Source organism: Actinomadura xylanilytica (assembly GCF_030283145.1).
GTDB classification, from domain to species: domain Bacteria; phylum Actinomycetota; class Actinomycetes; order Streptosporangiales; family Streptosporangiaceae; genus Spirillospora; species Spirillospora xylanilytica.
Window position 1 is genome coordinate 1 of the sequence record NZ_JASNWE010000008.1, and the last position, 14,524, is coordinate 14,524.

Below are 14,524 nucleotides of genomic sequence, written 5' to 3' on the forward strand. Positions count from 1 at the left end.
GCGGAGGAGGGACAGGGTGTCAGAGTCCTCGAGCCAACCCCGGGCAACGGCCTGCACCGCTACCCGCCGAACGTCCTCGTTCTCGTCGTTGACGGCACGGTCGCGGAGGAGGGACAGGGTGTCAGAGTCCTCGAGCCAACCCCGGGCAACGGCCTGCACCGCTACCCGCCGAACGTCCTCGTTCTCGTCGTTGACGGCACGGTCGCGGAGGAGGGACAGGGTGTCAGAGTCCTCGAGCCAACCCCGGGCAACGGCCTGCACCGCTACCCGCCGAACGTCCTCGTTCTCGTCGTTGACGGCACGGTCGCGGAGGAGGGACAGGGTGTCGGAGTCCTCGAGCCAACCCCGGGCAACGGCCTGCACCGCTGCGTACCGGACGTCCTCGTTCTCGTCGTTGACGGCACGGTCGCGGAGGAGGGACAGGGTGTCGGGATTCTCGGGCCAGCCGTGAGCGATAGCCTGCACCGCTGCCTGCCGGACGGCCCCGTCCTCGTCATTGGCGACACGGTCGCGGAGCCACGCGAGGGTGTCAGAGTCCTCGGGCCAACCCCGGGCAACGGCCTCCACCGCTGCCTGCCGAACTGCCCAGTTCTCATCGTTGGCGACACGGTCGCGGAGAGCTGTCCGGTCTCCGGAGTGAGTGAGAACGAACAGCGTTGCAGCATTCTGTGCCGTTTGGGTTGTAAATATGCCGCTCAATGTGCGCTTTGATGCCTGGTACCAAACTTGGTACTGGGGGGTGTCCAGCCATTCTGGGCGTTGAAACGATGCTGGTAGGGCCCGGTCCAGTGCGGTGCTGAGGGCCGAGTCGAAGGAATCCTCACGATTGGCGGCTACGCGAAGGAGGTGAGTGAGAGCCGGGGTGATGGTAGCGGCGTGGGGGGCAAGGGCGGTATGGCGGCGGATCTCGCCTAGAGCACGGAGCGCGAGGAGGCGAGGGAGGGGCAGCCTGGATCTGGCAGCCCAGTGCGGGTCAGTGGTGATGAGACGGCGGATGGCCTCGATGGCGAACTGTTCGGGGATCACGCCGATGAGTAGCAGTAGAACTTCGCTCCAGGCGGGGTCCGGGGCGTGGGTATCGAAGAGGGCGAGCAGGTCGTCTTCACTGAGAGTGCGGTCGGTGAAACGCTGTCGGATGTCATCGGCGGCCAGGTATTCCAGGAAGGCGCGGTGAACGAAGCCGTAGAGGCCAGCGCCGAAGCTGGAGAGAATGAAATTGCGGTGCTGGAACTGGCGGAGCATTGCACGAGCGGCGGGAACGGCTCGGTCCCGGGCGAGGCCGAACCTTTCACTCAGGTAGGCCTCGAACTCCTCGGTGAGTTCTCGGCCCGGGATGTGGTTACCGGCCAAACCTGCGGGAGCATCCTGCATGCGGCGAGCGACGCAGTGCAGCATGAGGAGTTTGTCCTCAGCATCAAGGTACGGAGTACCAGTATCGCTCTGCATTAGGTGCTTGTTGACGTCCCAGTGCTCGATCAGGACAGTGACGGCGTGTCGGTAGACCTCCCGGCGTTCGCGTGGAAGCTCACGGCGGCGAGCGATGATCGCCAGGATCGTCAGCAGCATGGGGTTGCCCGCAAGTTCTGCCACTGCAGCAGAGGAATTGACGGCCTTCAGCAGGCGGCCTAGCAGACGTGCGGCGTGAGCCGCGTCGTCGGGGCAACTGTGCCCGTACCAGGTCTTAGTGAACTCCTCGATCTGGGGCCGGTCTAGATCTTGGATCATGTAGGTGGTGAATCCTGCAGCGTCCAGGACAGCGCGGCTGTAGCCCTTCACGCGGGAAGTGACGATGACTCGAACGCGCGGGTAGCGGGCGGCGAAACCCTCGATCTGCCTGGAGACCTCTTCCCTCAGCCGCGGGTCGAAGATCTCGTCTAGTCCATCGAAGACCACCAGAGCGTGTCCGTCGGTGTGCAGGAACTCCTCCAGCAGGCCCTTGGGCAAGCCGAGATGCTGCTCCTGGCCCATGGTGTCGATCAGGTCCAGGAACGTCTTACCGCGCCAGTGCGGGTCGGCGTAGGTGCGCAACTCCACCAGAAGCGGGAGGCGACCCCGCCAATCGGCCGGCACGGCCTCCACGGCCCAGGAATGGTCGTCCGGAGCGGTCTGGGTGGCTGCCAACGCCAGCATCACATACCGGCTTAGGGTCGACTTCCCTGAGCCCGGATCTCCCAGCACGACAGCTTGACGTGACTGGGCGAGTGCATCCAAGACGGGGCGCGGCGAACGTTCCCGATAGGCACGCCGGGCCCGCTCCAGCCGGGCGCGATCAAGGTCTCCGGGCAACTCGACGGGTTCACCTTCCGCCGAGAGTCTCAACAGCACCTCCCGCGGCAGGTCCAAGAGCTCCATTGGCGGCGGGTCTTCCCGCACCGATTGCGGGATGAACACCTTGCCCAGCAACATCACCGGGTGCTCGCCCTGCTCGGTCAAAGGCGTCAAGATCTCCAGGTCCACCCGCCGGTGACGGACGAGGAGGCGTTCCAGGTACTCCCTGCGTACCTTCATGAAATCGGCCGAGACATCGCCGTCCGGGACAGAAGGAGACACCCGGCGGAGGATCTCGTCCAATCGCTGGGAGATGCCCTCGGTATCCAGGGCCCGGACCAGCTCTGCAACACCGGAACCTGCCGCAGCTCGCCGCAGTGATCGGATCAACGCTCCGTACAGATCGTCTTCCAACCGTTGCGGAGCGACGGTCACCGTGTCGTAGAACGGGCGGGCGTCGCGGTCATTGGACACCATCTGGGTGAGGGGGCTCAGTTGAGCCGCTACGGCAGCACGCAACCCCTCGGCGAACGAGACATGTGAACTGACGAGCCTGGCCGGAGGTTGGTCAAAGCACAGACCAAGCGCCGTCCGCACCTGCTCTCTGTCCCGGTCGGGCAGCCCGTTCAAGACTTCACCAACGGCCTGTGTGACAGCGTCGTGCAGCGCGCGTGCATCCGGGCCACGTCGAACGAGGCCCATAAGCCCGTTTCCAAGGACCCCTGTCATCCAGCCGATCACCGCTTCTACAAGCACCCTGCCCCCACTCTCGTCCGAAACCGCACCAATCCTGTCAAGCACCTCACCGATCTGACTGCCGATTCGAGGCAATGCATGACTTCGGTGACCGCCACATCCGGTCACCTGACACCACACCGACCGTGTCCCGTTGAGGTGTCCACGACGGACCTAGCGGCGCGAGACGGATCCACTGCTGGAGGTTGTGGAGGCGGGTGGTTCCATGGCGTGGAGGGCGAGAATGCCTTAGAACGGGCCAGTGATGTGTCAGATGCTTCGCGTGAGTTGTGACAACTCGGAACGTAGCTGTGCCGCTGTGGGCCTGTCCGATGGGTCCTTCGTGAGCAAGCTCATCAGCAACGGGCCCAGCGGCGACCTTGCGCGCTGCGGACTGAGAGGTGGGTCGGTCAGGACGGCGGCCATTGCCGCTGTCGGGCTCGGCCTGCCGAAAGCGGACAGCCCTTCAACAGCGTAGAAGAGCGTGACACCGAGTCCCCACAAATCGGTGGCAGGCGAGCTATCAAGCCCTCGGATCTGCTCCGGAGCCATGTAGGCCGGGGTACCGATGATTGCGCCCGCTTCGGTAAGTGTCGGATCACCTTCGAACCGCGCAATGCCGAAGTCGGCAAGCTTTATCGATCTATCCTTTTGGACAAGGACATTCGCGGGCTTAACATCGCGATGAATGATTCCGAGTCCATGCGCTTCCGCCAGCACGTCGAGCATGTCAAGGCCTATTGCGGCAACCCGCGCGGGCGGCAGCGGCCCCTCGCACTCCACCGTCTTGTTGAGCGTCACCGCCTTGACCAGTTCCATCACGATGAGAACCGAACCCTGGTCGAGAAGAACGTCGTGGACGGTCACGGCGTTCCTGTGGGCAAGCTGCGCAGCGGCCCGGGCCTCACGCAGCATGCGAGCTCGCATGGTTTCTTGCACGTCGGGAGAGCCCCCAGAGAGCGGAAGGAGCTGTTTGATCGCCACCTGCCGCCCAAGCACGCTGTCCCGGGCCCTCCAGACCACACCCATGCCGCCGCGGCCGAGTTCTTCCAGCAGCGTGAACCGGCCCGTCGACAAGGTGGCGGCACCGAACTCCCGCCTGGTCACGGTCAGTAGCGCTGGCGAGTGAGGCTGCGAAGCAGCCGTGGTGAAGGCTTCTGTCGCCCGCTGTGCTGAGGCGTCCTGCGCTACCTGCCGAAGTCGTCGCCAGCGGCGATGGATCACCAGGAAAATACCGAACAGGGCAAACAGGACGACGAGAACAAAGCCAGCGTAGACGAAAGGGGCAAACCAAGGCGTACCTTCCATTCGAATCCCTTTCTGCCGGGTACAGGCTGGTTGGCTTGTTCAAAGGTCATTGCAGACTCTCATCTATCAATCCCTGGGGCATCAACCTTGCCCACAAGCGAGGAAGCGTCAAGCAGAACAAGCGGCTACCTGCCCCGGCGCGGCGGGACCGGACGGAACAGGCCGCACGCCCGGCGCGCCGGGGCGGGCGGGCTCTGGCGGCGGCGCGAAGCGGCGCCCTGAAACAGTACAGAAAGGTCTCATCTCCGCGTTGGCCGTTGGTTCACTGGCTGGTGTTGCCCGCCATACGATTCACGGCTGGGAGCTCTTGATTGCTGATCTTCCGCTGATCCTGGCTAAGTGGCGTGGCAGCGGGCGGGTGTGTGAGCGCCGCGGGGGCGTATGGCGGGCGGGGTGGCCGTACCAGTGGACATGTAGGACAGGGCGGGTAGTGTTTTCGGGGTGAGCAGCGATGACCGCCCGGAGGAGCTGAGGACGAAGGTCTTCGGCGAACGCACCGTGTACGACAACCCGTGGGTCCGACTGACCATGGTCGACATCGAGCCGCCGGACGGCCAGCGGTTCGAGCATCACGTGGTGCGGCTCCAGCGGGTCGCGATCGCGCTTGTCCTGAACGACGCGGACGAGGTGCTCATGATGTGGCGCCACCGCTTCGTTGACGATTCCTGGGGTTGGGAACTCCCCGGCGGCATCGTCGACAAGGACGAAGAGGGTGCGGCGGCGGCTGCGCGTGAGGTGCTCGAAGAGACCGGCTGGCGTCCTGGGCCGATGGAGCACGCGGTGAGTTTCCAGCCGATGGTCGGCATGGTGGACACGCCGCATGAGGTCTACATGGGTCGCGGGGCTGAACTGGTGGGCGAGCCGACGGACCTGGAAGAGGCCGCGCGCATCGATTGGCTGCCGATGAACACCGTCCTAGAGCTCATCAGCAAGGGCGAGGTACTCGGGTCCGGGTCGTTGGTGGGGCTGCTGTACCTGCTGGCCAAGCGTGGCGAGGCGACCGCTTCCTAGGCCGCCAGCCCGAGGCTCATGATGCGTTTGCGCTGCCGTACCGAGCCGACTTGGTTGGCCAGGAGGCGCGCGTTCCGGAGGTGCTTGCGGGCCTCGTCGAGCTCTCCTCGCGTGGCGAACGCCTGGGCGAGGTCGCACCGTAGGCCGGCCGTGGCCCGGATGAATGTCTTGTCCATCTGGGTGAGTGCGACGGACAGGTAGTCGATCGCCTCGCCGTCGCCGACCCTGGCGAGGCAGTGGCCGCGCCAGCGAGCGTGGTGAGCACGGTTCAACGTGATGAAGGGCAACTCCGGATCGGTGGCATCTGCGGGTAGGAGCTTCGCTGAGCGATCCAGTGCCTGACGGCACCTGTCGTCCGCGGAAGCGGCCTGTACCTCTGCTTCGACGGCATGGAGCCAGCACAGCAACAGCACCGGCGCGCTCTCGCCGGCGAGCTTCTGCGCCTCTTGAACGAGGCCCAAAGCGTCTGTGATCCGGCCGAGGTCGTGCAAGACGTACGCCTGCTCCCCCATGGCATGCGCGAGTAGGACGGGTGCGTCTGCCTCGCGTGCGGCGGTCTTGGCGGTCTCGTAGTGGCCCCACGCCTGTTGGACTGCGCCGACGTCGAGCGCCTGCCACCCGGCGAGAGCACCGGCATCGGACAGGACCGCTGCGAGCGCCTGGCGCACCGACGGATTCAGGCTGTAATGGGCGAGTTCGGTGAGCGTGGTGATCACGGAGCGGGTTTGTTCGAGCAGCGATGAGGCGCCGAGGCGTCGGTCGAGTAGCCGGATCTGGTGGACCTGCTGTTGCATCTGCTGAACCACACGCATGTCGACGCGCTGCGCGGTCGCGAGTTGCTGCCGAAGGTCGTCCGCGGGTCCCGGGGTGTCAGAGGCGCTCACAACGGTCTGAAAGCCGAGCTCGTCGTCTGTCCGGCCGTAGGCGAGACGGTAGAGCTTGCGCCAGTCCGCGTCTGGCTCCACATGGCCGTTCTCATGACGGGAGATCGTGGTCTTCAGGCTCTTGTCGCTGCCGAGCATCACCCCGGTTTGAGAAGCGCGCCGTCTCAAGGTCGCGATGAGCTGGGAGACCTTCCAGCCGAGTTCCGCCCGCGTCCGCCGTAGCGGGGTCGTGTCCGCCCCGTCGTCGCCATCCGAAGTCACGCACCCAGCATGTCCCACAGGTACCGACTCCCCACCGCGTTAACAGGCTGGTGTTAACCGGTGTGGGCTTCCCCGGGGTGCAGAGAACCGATGTCATCGCTCCACGTCAGCAGCACAGTTCGGAGCCTGAGCGGAACGGAGAACCCCGGTGAGCGTCCACGAGTCGGATATCAGCCCCAAAGGAGTCGTCCCTCTTCTCGAAGCGCTCACGGCGGCACTCGTCAAACGCGGTCTCGTGGCCGAGTCGTTCGGAGCACGGATGGTGTTGGCGAAGAACACGGCCGCCGATCCGAGCAAGCACGACCCGCTAGCGGTTGCTCTCAGTCCGGGTCTTCGCCAGATGATGATCTGCCAACCCGATGGCGCCGGACGGCTCGCGTGGTTCTGGGTGTGGTCCGGGCCGACGCGGAAGGCTCCATCGGAGTTCGAGTACCTCTGCCCGGCCGAAGAGATCGACCGGGCGGCCGATCGGATCAGCCGCGTTCTCAGCCTCGACGGCATCGACCCGGAGCCGGCCCGGTGACCGCACCGACGCGGTTCGCCGACCCCACACCACCGCCCGGACGCGGAGTCACGCCTGAAGTGTTCAGGCGGCGCTTCCCCGGCATCGTGGTGTGGTTCGGGCTGTACACCCGCCAGTGGTGGGCCGTGGTGCGCGTCGGCCAACAGTGGCGCCTTGTCGAGGGCCCAGGACTGGACGAGCTCACCGGCGCGATCATGCGCATCACGCGGTGAGCATTCCAGGCAGAGAGCGGAACGCGGCGCACGCTGGCGAGGGGGCAGCGTGCGCCGCGCCCCGTGCTGCTGCCGATCGGAGCGAGCAGCGTGTTGCCAGTTCCCGCACGAATGCATCCGCTCGTCGGTGCCGTCCCGCTCCGGACGGCACCCTCTACGCTGTCATCGCACGCCGGCGGAAGGAACCACGTGGTCAGGCCCAAGAGCAGCGAAGCCGTATATCTCAAGATCGCTGCTGCCCTGCGTGACCGCATCCGCGGGGGCGACCTCAAGCCCGGCGACAAGCTTCCCTCGGAAGCGGCTGTCTCGGCAGAGTTCGGCGTCGCCCGCGGCACCGCCCGCGAGGCGCTCAAGAAGCTCGAAAACGACGGCCTGGTGGACAGCCTTCCCGCCGTGGGACGTGTCGTCCGCAGCGAAGATCAAGCGGACAAGACTCCGCGCTACCGGCGCATCGCTGCCGAGCTCGTCGCGGCCATCGAAGCCGGTGACTATCCCCCGGGTTCGCGGCTTCCCGGCGAAACCCAGCTCGCCGAACAGTTCCAGGCGTCTCGGAACACCATCCGTTCCGCACTCAGCGAGCTCGACGGCCGTCGCCTCGTCAAGGTGGTCCACGGCAAGGGCCGGATCGTCCTGGAACGCGCTGCCGACCGCTGAATCACTCCTGAGCGTGGCGCATGCGGTCGACGAGCAGGTCTATTCGGCGCTTCTGGCGGAGTGATCCGGTTCGGGATGCGAGGACCCGGGCGGCCCGTAGATGTTCATCGGCCGGCCCCCGCTCACCGCGGACGAGCAAAGCAGTGGCGAGGTCGATTCGCACGCCCGCCTCTGCTCGCGCGAAGGTGCCGTCCACCCCGACGAGCCCTGCGCTCAGGTCCTCGATCACGTCGGCGTCACCGAGGCGGGCGAAACAGTTCCCGCGCCAGCGGGCGAGGTGCGATTCGTTGAGCACCAGGTAGGGGAGGTGCTCATCCGGTTCGGTGGGGAGAAGGCCGGCCGCTTCGTCGAGGGTTCTGCGCACGGCGCCCGCGTCGGCGTCATGGAGGGCGGCGGCGGTTTCCGCATGAGCGGCGGCCAGCCAGGTGCTCATGAGGCTCGGCACCTTGCCTGCGGCTTGGCGACGCGCGTGCCCGACGAGTTCCGCCGCCTGCTCGGCGTTTCCGAGGTCCAGGAGAACGTACGCCTGTTCGGCGGTCGCGAACGCCAGCAGCGAGGGGTCTTCGGCCTCTCGCGCCGCCGACTTGGCGCGTTCGAAGTGTCGCCACGATTCGCCGAGCGTGCCGACGTCGAGCGCCTGCCACCCTGCCAGCGCGGAAGTGTCCGCGAGCACCTTGGCGAGCATTCCGCGCACACCGGGCACGACGGCATGCCGGTTCAGCTCTTCGACGTGGGCGATGTGGGCGCGCATCTGGCCGTGGATGAGCTGGGCACCCTGGCGCGCGTCGAGAGCCCGGATGCCGTCCGTCTGCGCCTGGAGGAGCTTGGCGACCTCAGCGTCAACGCTTGAAGCCCGCGCCAGTTCCAGCGTGAACTCGTCCGGCGACTCGTGATCGGGCGCCGCCGGCGGGGAGAGCGACACGAACCCGAGTTCAACCGGGGAGCAGCCGTAGACCTCGCAGAAGAGCTGCTGGTAGAGCTCGCTGACGGCGCCGTGGCCGTTCTCCCAGCGGGCGATCTGCCGAGCGAGGCTCTGGGCCTGTGGAAGCGCCTCGCCGCGTCTCTTCGCGGCGCTCCTCAGCCTGACGTCGAGCTGGGTCTTGCTCCAACCGCGCTGCTCCCGCTGGGCACGCAACGGGGTCACCGGCACTCCTCGCAGAACAGGTCGCACATGTTTACCGGCCTGCCATTCTGCCGGTTTCGCTCGGCGTGACAAGGGGGTGACTGTCATCCACCGTCAGCCGTTGTCATCTGTTGGGCCGCTGCCGTGGCGACGAGTCTTGAACTCGACGGGCCGACAACGCCGAGGCCCTCACCCAGCCGAAGGGACTTGACAGGTGATCCCCCAGCAGCGTTATCTATACATGTCCTACTTGTTCAGCAAACTCCTGACGGAGGTGCGCTGATGTACCCCCAGCCGAAGAAGTGGCCGCGCTACCTGGTCGGCGCGATCGTCGTCCTCTTCGTCTTCAAGAACCCCACGGCGGCGGCGCACCTGGTCAGCAACCTCGGTGCCCTCATCTCGCAGGGCGCCGACGCGCTGTCCGAGTTCGCCTCCGCCCTTCACCTCGACTGATCCGATGCACAGCCACCAAGCACGGCATCGAGTCCGCCGGCCCCAACCGATCACTTCAACGAATGACCCGGAGGTTCGCGTGAACGTCCAGCCGAGCAGCCTTCCGCTGCCCGACCTGCGAGACGAGTGCCTGGAAGACGCCGAGTGCCTGTTCGACCCCGAGTTGCACAACGGACCCGACCCCGCGGCAGGAGACGAACACCCCGACGTCCGTACCGCCCGCGAGGACATCGCCAAGGACATCTGTGCCACGTGTCCGGCACAGGTCGCCTGCCTGGAGTACGCGATCCGGGTCCGGCCCGTTCGAGGCATCTGGGCCGGACTCACCGCCGACGAAATCGCCCAGGTCGCCATGTCGCGGACGGAGCGGGAGTCCACGGAGCGGGAGTCCACGAACACGAACGAGTTCTACGCGGGAGCGGCGTGAACATGGGAAGTACCGCTAGTGATCTGTCCGCGCTGCTGCTGACCGGCGCCCAAGGCAACTACTCGGACGAGGCCGCGGTCGGCCTGCTGGTCGGGCACGGCATGTGGTTGACGCGCTCGGCTTTCGTGCGCGCTTGCGTCACCGTCGAGGACGGCGTTGGCGCCGACAGCGGCCCCATGGCGTTCGTCGACTGGCACGTTGCAATCCGTGCGCTCGACGGCGGTGAGTTGCCCTGCTCCACGTCCGAGGCATCGATCCTCCGCATCGCCGCCGGCATCGGCGGGGTTCCCGTCGATCTCCGCGTGATGCTCGGCGGCCTGGACGCCGAGAACGTCCTGCTCGTCGCCAAGGCCGTCATGCACGCCAACGGAACCCCCATCGCGACGCTTCCCTCTCTGCCCCCGTCTGCCTCCGACGTCGAGAGGCCGGAGATCACATCGGCCTCCTTCCAGACGAGCGCGCTCCCCGAAGGAGGCCACCGTGGCTGACATCCAATCCCTGCCAGGCACGGCCCACCTGACGGCCGTCCAGAACTCCGGGGAGCCGACCGCCGCCGCACGGACTCGACCGCTGAGCGAACACGAGCAGACCGCTATCGCGACGGTCGGCGCCCTGGTGGCCGCGCTCGGGTTGCTCGGATTCGTCAACAGCTTCGCCCGTGTCGCCGACGCTGCCCGCAGTTCGTTCGGATGGTTCGCGTTCACCGTCCCGATCGGGATCGACGTGGGCATTGCAGTGTTCTCCGCGCTGGACATCGTGCTTGCGCGCTTGGACATGCGAATCCGCTGGCTGCGGTTGGTCCCGTGGTCGCTGACCGGCGCCACCGTCTACCTGAACATCGCCGGGGAGCACTCGGCGTTCGGGATCGTCGCCCACGCGATGCTTCCGACGCTGTGGATCGGCGCGGTCGAAGTGGCCGCACACGTCGTCCGCACCCGCGCCGGTCTCGCCGCCGGTACCCGGTTGGACTCCATCCGGCTGTCGCGGTGGCTGCTCTCCCCTGCATCCACCGTCCGCCTCTGGCGCCGGATGGTGTTGTGGGAGACCCGCTCGTACCCGTCCGCCCTCATGCGCGAGCGCGACCGGGTCCTCTCACTTACCGACCTCAAGGACACCTACGGCGCTGTTGCCTGGCGTTGGAGGGCGCCTCGCCGGACCAAAGCCCTCTACAAGCTCGGAGAGCTCGTCCCCGTCGCCGATCTGCCCGCCGCGCCCGGTGTGCTCACGGCAGCGGACGACTCTGCGGACCGTCCGGCGGACCGTCCGGCGGACGAGCCCGCCTCGTCCCACACGGATGAGCGGACGGCGCACCGGACGGCCACCATCGGCGGGCTTGGACGGTCTTCCCAACCCGGATCCGCGCGACGCCGTAGGCGGTCCGGGACCAAGCGCCGGACCGTCCCGGACGTGGACGACCTGATGCCCATCGGACGAGGCATCGCCGCCGAAGCGGACGAGCGTGGCGTACCGCTGACTCGCGACAGCCTCGCCACTGCGCTCCGTGAAGCGGGCCGGCCCGCCGGCAACGAGCGTGTCGGCGCTCTCCTGATCCGCCTGAAGACCATGACCGCCTCGCCGGACGACACGAGCAGCGAGGGAGGGCAGTCGTGACCGGCACCATCACCGACACCTCCGCCATGGGGGCTCTGATCCCACTCCGTCCCGCCAGCAAGGAGCCCAACGACAACACCGTGACAAGCCCTACCGTCACCACCACGGAGCGGACGAAGCCGTCCGCCGGTCCGGGCACCCACTACGAAGTCGTCCTGGACGACGAGCCGTCCGCCGCGGTGACTCCTGTGCTGACCGACACTCCGGACCGTTCGGGACAGTGGCAGCCGATCGTCCCGGCCGCCCTGCGCACCTGGACGAGCGTCAAGGCGTCCGCCCGGCAGGCCATCGGCCGTTGGACGCACCAGCTCGGCTATCACGCCGTGCGCTCTCCCCGGTACGCGCTGCTCGGCGGCTTCTGGGCCGGCATCGGGGTGTTCCGGTTGATCGGTCGCCAGCTGCGTTGGTGGTGGGTCGCCGAGCAGAACTCTCTGAGGCAGCACGCCGCGGACCGCAACGACGCCGAGCTATGGATGAAGCTGCATCGGGAGGCGAAGAACACCCGCACATGGCGAGGGGTGATCCTGCTCGGCGAGGCCGCCGGTACCGCCGTGGGTGTTTCGGTGGTCGCCACCGGTTCGTGGGGCGCACGCGCCATCGCGGTGGCCGTGGCCGTTCCCCTGCTCGCGCGCATCGGGCGTCCGGCAGACCGGCGGATCATCTCTCCCGCTGTCGTGGCGCCCCGCTTCCGCAAGCTGAACCCTGACATCGTGCTGCGCGCCTACTACGCGGCCAAGCTCGGCGACCCGGACAAGCCCGGACAGCAGATCCAGTTCGGCTCGACCATGTCCCGGGACGGCCAGGGATCGCGCGTGCTGGTCGACCTCCCGCACGGCAAGGGCCTCGACGACGCCGTCAAGTCCAAGTCCGCGATCGCCTCCGGGCTGGACGTGGCCCTTGCCCAGGTGTTCATCACCCGTGACCCGACCTCCCACCGGCGTCACGCGCTATGGGTCGCCGACCGCGATCCCCTCGCCATCCCGGCCGGCCGCACGCCGCTGCTGGCGTGCAAGCCCACCGACATCTGGGAGGCCGCCCCGTTCGGAATGGACGAGCGCGGCAACCGCGTGGCCGTGGACATGATGTGGAACTCGATCCTCATCGGTGCCCAACCCCGGCAGGGCAAGACGTTCTCCGCCCGCGTGCTTGCCCTCTACGCCGCCTTGGACCCGTACGTGAAGCTGTCGGTGTTCGACGGGAAGGGTGCGCCGGACTGGCGCAAGTTCAAGCTCGTCGCCGACCGCTGCGCGTTCGGCATGGCGATGACTCGCGATGGCGACCCCGTCGAGCTGTTCATCGACTCCCTGCGCGGGATCGAGGCTGACGTCCAGGACCGATACCAGCGGCTCTCCGAGCTGCCCGTGGACGTGTGCCCCGAAGGAAAGCTGACCCGCGAGATCGCGCGGGACCCGAAGTACCGGATGCCGGTCCGGCTCGTGGTCATCGACGAGTTCCAGGAGTACTTCGACCTTCCCGACACGGACGCCTCGAAGGAGATCGCCAAGCTCCTGGTGTTCCTGGTCAAGGTCGCCCCCGCCGCCGGTGTCATCGTGCTCGGCGCCACGCAGAAGCCCAGCGGCATCGGTTCGGGGCAGGTCGCCCAGCAGTTCAACGCGTTCCGCGACAACCACCAGATCCGGTTCTCGCTCCGGACCGGATCGTGGCAGGTCTCGGACCTCGTGCTCGGCTCGGGCGCGTACTCGGAGGGGTACGACTCGTCCACCCTGCTGCCGACCTACAAGGGAGTCGGCATCCTGCGCGGCGCCGCCGACGCAACGCCGACCGTGCGGACCTATCTCGCCGATGCTGAGGACTCAGAGAAGATCCTCACCGCGGCCCGCGCCCATCGGCAGCGCGCGGGAACCCTGTCCGGGATGGCCGCCGGTGAGGATGTCACCCGCGAGGCACGCGACGCGCTCGCCGATGTGCGTCGCATCTACGGACCCGGTGAACGCGGCCTTCCCTGGCAGCAGATCGCCGCTCGCCTCGCCGAGACGTTCCCCGAGCACTACGCCGACGTGACCGCGGACGCGATCTCCGCCCAGGTCCGCGCGTTCGGAGTCCCGAGCGTGAACGTCAAGCGCGACGGCCGCACCCTCAAGGGCGCCCACGCCGACGCGGTGGACACCGCGATCAACCGCCGCAGCGACGCCGTCGCCGGGTAGCGGCACATCCGCCACCGGTAGCGCCCGCGCTACCCGGGCCGCCACCCCCTCACCTGCGCGAACAAGCACAGGCAGCGGGTAGCGCCCGCCACCTCACACGCCCGAAAACAGCCCTGGGAGGCACGTCATGACCATCCTCGCCGCCGCCGCGACTTCCAACGACCCGTCCGGAAGCCTGCTCCTGCTCGCCCTGGTGGCCAGCGTCGGCTACATCGCCGCCTGCGCCGTCTGGCCGTTTCGCGCCTGCCGTCCCTGCCGTGGCCTCGGTCGGTTCCACTCGCCCACCGGCCGCGCCTGGCACCCCTGCCGACGGTGCAACGGAACCGGCGCCAAGCTCCGCTTCGGACGCCGCATCTACGCCGCTCTCCGGAACACGCGCGACCGCAGCGGGCCGCGTGGCTAGGTCCTTCAACGCAAAAGCGGCCCGGCGCACAGCCACCAAGCACGACGCCGGACCGCCGCCCCAACCGATCACTTAACCGAAGGAGGCCACACCATCATGACCCAGCCGAAGCGCAGCGGCCAGCGGAAGTCCCGACGACGGCCCGTATGGCTGCTCCCCGAAGACGGCATCGTCGACCTCATCGCCATCGACCTGGCCGTTCGAGGCGTGCGCCGCGTCGCCCTCACGCCCTCTGAACGACGGATCGCCGCCGCCTCGATCCTCGCCGTCGGCGGAACGTCCAACACCATCGCCAAACGGCTGCACATGGCTCACACCACGGCCCGCGCCCTCGCCCGGCAGGTCTCGGCCGCCGCCTCCTGACCCACATCCTCAGCACCCGCATCCGCGGGAAGCGCTAAAGATCATGCGGCCTCGGCGCCACAGCCACCAAGCACGAGCGCCGAGGCCGCGCCCCAACCGATCACGAACCGACGGAGGCACCCC

Annotated in this window: 15 protein-coding genes; 11 read left to right on the forward strand and 4 right to left on the reverse strand. The window is 67.4% G+C overall.

From position 1 onward, the window contains the following. A partial coding sequence (locus QP090_RS35960) for an NACHT domain-containing protein (protein ID WP_285944227.1) occupies positions 1 to 2,898 on the reverse strand: 2,898 nt, incomplete at its 3' end. Positions 2,899 to 3,273: 375 nt separating this feature from the next. Then, the gene (locus tag QP090_RS35965; RefSeq protein ID WP_285944228.1) at positions 3,274 to 4,311 is read right to left on the reverse strand and encodes a serine/threonine-protein kinase; all 1,038 of its coding nucleotides are present in this window, start codon (positions 4,309 to 4,311) and stop codon (positions 3,274 to 3,276) included. A 441-nt stretch (positions 4,312 to 4,752) separates the two neighbouring features. Between QP090_RS35965 and QP090_RS35970 the strand changes: the two genes are divergently transcribed. Beyond that, complete coding sequence (locus QP090_RS35970; protein ID WP_285944229.1) at positions 4,753 to 5,322, forward strand: NUDIX hydrolase; 570 nt, start codon at positions 4,753 to 4,755, stop codon at positions 5,320 to 5,322. Here QP090_RS35970 and QP090_RS35975 read toward each other — a convergent pair. After that, positions 5,319 to 6,467 carry an NsdA family TPR-like regulatory protein gene (locus QP090_RS35975; protein WP_285944230.1) on the reverse strand — a complete coding sequence of 383 codons (1,149 nt, stop codon included), beginning with the start codon at positions 6,465 to 6,467 and terminating at the stop codon, positions 5,319 to 5,321. The two genes, QP090_RS35970 and QP090_RS35975, sit on opposite strands and share 4 nt — an antisense overlap. Positions 6,468 to 6,615: 148 nt before the next feature. Between QP090_RS35975 and QP090_RS35980 the strand changes: the two genes are divergently transcribed. The 3 genes from QP090_RS35980 to QP090_RS35990 all read left to right on the forward strand — a co-directional run bounded on the left by QP090_RS35980 (position 6,616) and on the right by QP090_RS35990 (position 7,856). Further along, positions 6,616 to 6,990, forward strand: coding sequence for a hypothetical protein (locus QP090_RS35980; protein ID WP_285944231.1), 375 nt, complete (start codon positions 6,616 to 6,618; stop codon positions 6,988 to 6,990). After that, positions 6,987 to 7,202: a hypothetical protein gene (locus QP090_RS35985; RefSeq protein ID WP_285944232.1), complete on the forward strand. Its 216-nt coding sequence runs from the start codon at positions 6,987 to 6,989 to the stop codon at positions 7,200 to 7,202. Before QP090_RS35980 ends, QP090_RS35985 begins: the two co-directional genes overlap by 4 nt. Before the next feature lie 189 nt (positions 7,203 to 7,391). Next, on the forward strand, positions 7,392 to 7,856 hold the full coding sequence (locus QP090_RS35990; RefSeq protein ID WP_285944233.1) for a GntR family transcriptional regulator: 465 nt from the start codon (positions 7,392 to 7,394) through the stop codon (positions 7,854 to 7,856). 1 nt (position 7,857) lies between these two features. On the opposite strand, the gene QP090_RS35995 is transcribed toward QP090_RS35990, so the two are convergent. Continuing rightward, positions 7,858 to 9,000 (reverse strand): helix-turn-helix domain-containing protein, encoded by a 1,143-nt coding sequence (locus tag QP090_RS35995; RefSeq protein WP_285944234.1) that lies wholly within the window; start codon positions 8,998 to 9,000, stop codon positions 7,858 to 7,860. A 261-nt stretch (positions 9,001 to 9,261) separates the two neighbouring features. Here QP090_RS35995 and QP090_RS36000 point away from each other — a divergent pair, with 261 nt between their 5' ends. The 7 genes from QP090_RS36000 to QP090_RS36030 all read left to right on the forward strand — a co-directional run bounded on the left by QP090_RS36000 (position 9,262) and on the right by QP090_RS36030 (position 14,401). Next, the gene (locus QP090_RS36000; protein WP_285944235.1) at positions 9,262 to 9,432 is read left to right on the forward strand and encodes a hypothetical protein; all 171 of its coding nucleotides are present in this window, start codon (positions 9,262 to 9,264) and stop codon (positions 9,430 to 9,432) included. A 79-nt stretch (positions 9,433 to 9,511) separates the two neighbouring features. After that, positions 9,512 to 9,859 carry a WhiB family transcriptional regulator gene (locus QP090_RS36005; RefSeq protein ID WP_285944236.1) on the forward strand — a complete coding sequence of 116 codons (348 nt, stop codon included), beginning with the start codon at positions 9,512 to 9,514 and terminating at the stop codon, positions 9,857 to 9,859. Next, complete coding sequence (locus QP090_RS36010; protein ID WP_285944237.1) at positions 9,856 to 10,347, forward strand: hypothetical protein; 492 nt, start codon at positions 9,856 to 9,858, stop codon at positions 10,345 to 10,347. Before QP090_RS36005 ends, QP090_RS36010 begins: the two co-directional genes overlap by 4 nt. 127 nt (positions 10,348 to 10,474) lie before the next feature. Further along, positions 10,475 to 11,470: a DUF2637 domain-containing protein gene (locus tag QP090_RS36015; protein ID WP_285944238.1), complete on the forward strand. Its 996-nt coding sequence runs from the start codon at positions 10,475 to 10,477 to the stop codon at positions 11,468 to 11,470. Then, positions 11,467 to 13,635, forward strand: a complete 2,169-nt coding sequence (locus tag QP090_RS36020; protein WP_285944239.1) for a hypothetical protein — start codon at positions 11,467 to 11,469, stop codon at positions 13,633 to 13,635. The genes QP090_RS36015 and QP090_RS36020 overlap by 4 nt, the downstream gene beginning before the upstream one ends. A gap of 127 nt (positions 13,636 to 13,762) precedes the next feature. Continuing rightward, complete coding sequence (locus QP090_RS36025) at positions 13,763 to 14,038, forward strand: hypothetical protein (protein WP_285944240.1); 276 nt, start codon at positions 13,763 to 13,765, stop codon at positions 14,036 to 14,038. 96 nt (positions 14,039 to 14,134) lie between these two features. Next, positions 14,135 to 14,401: a hypothetical protein gene (locus QP090_RS36030; RefSeq protein ID WP_285944241.1), complete on the forward strand. Its 267-nt coding sequence runs from the start codon at positions 14,135 to 14,137 to the stop codon at positions 14,399 to 14,401. Positions 14,402 to 14,524: the final 123 nt, after the last annotated feature.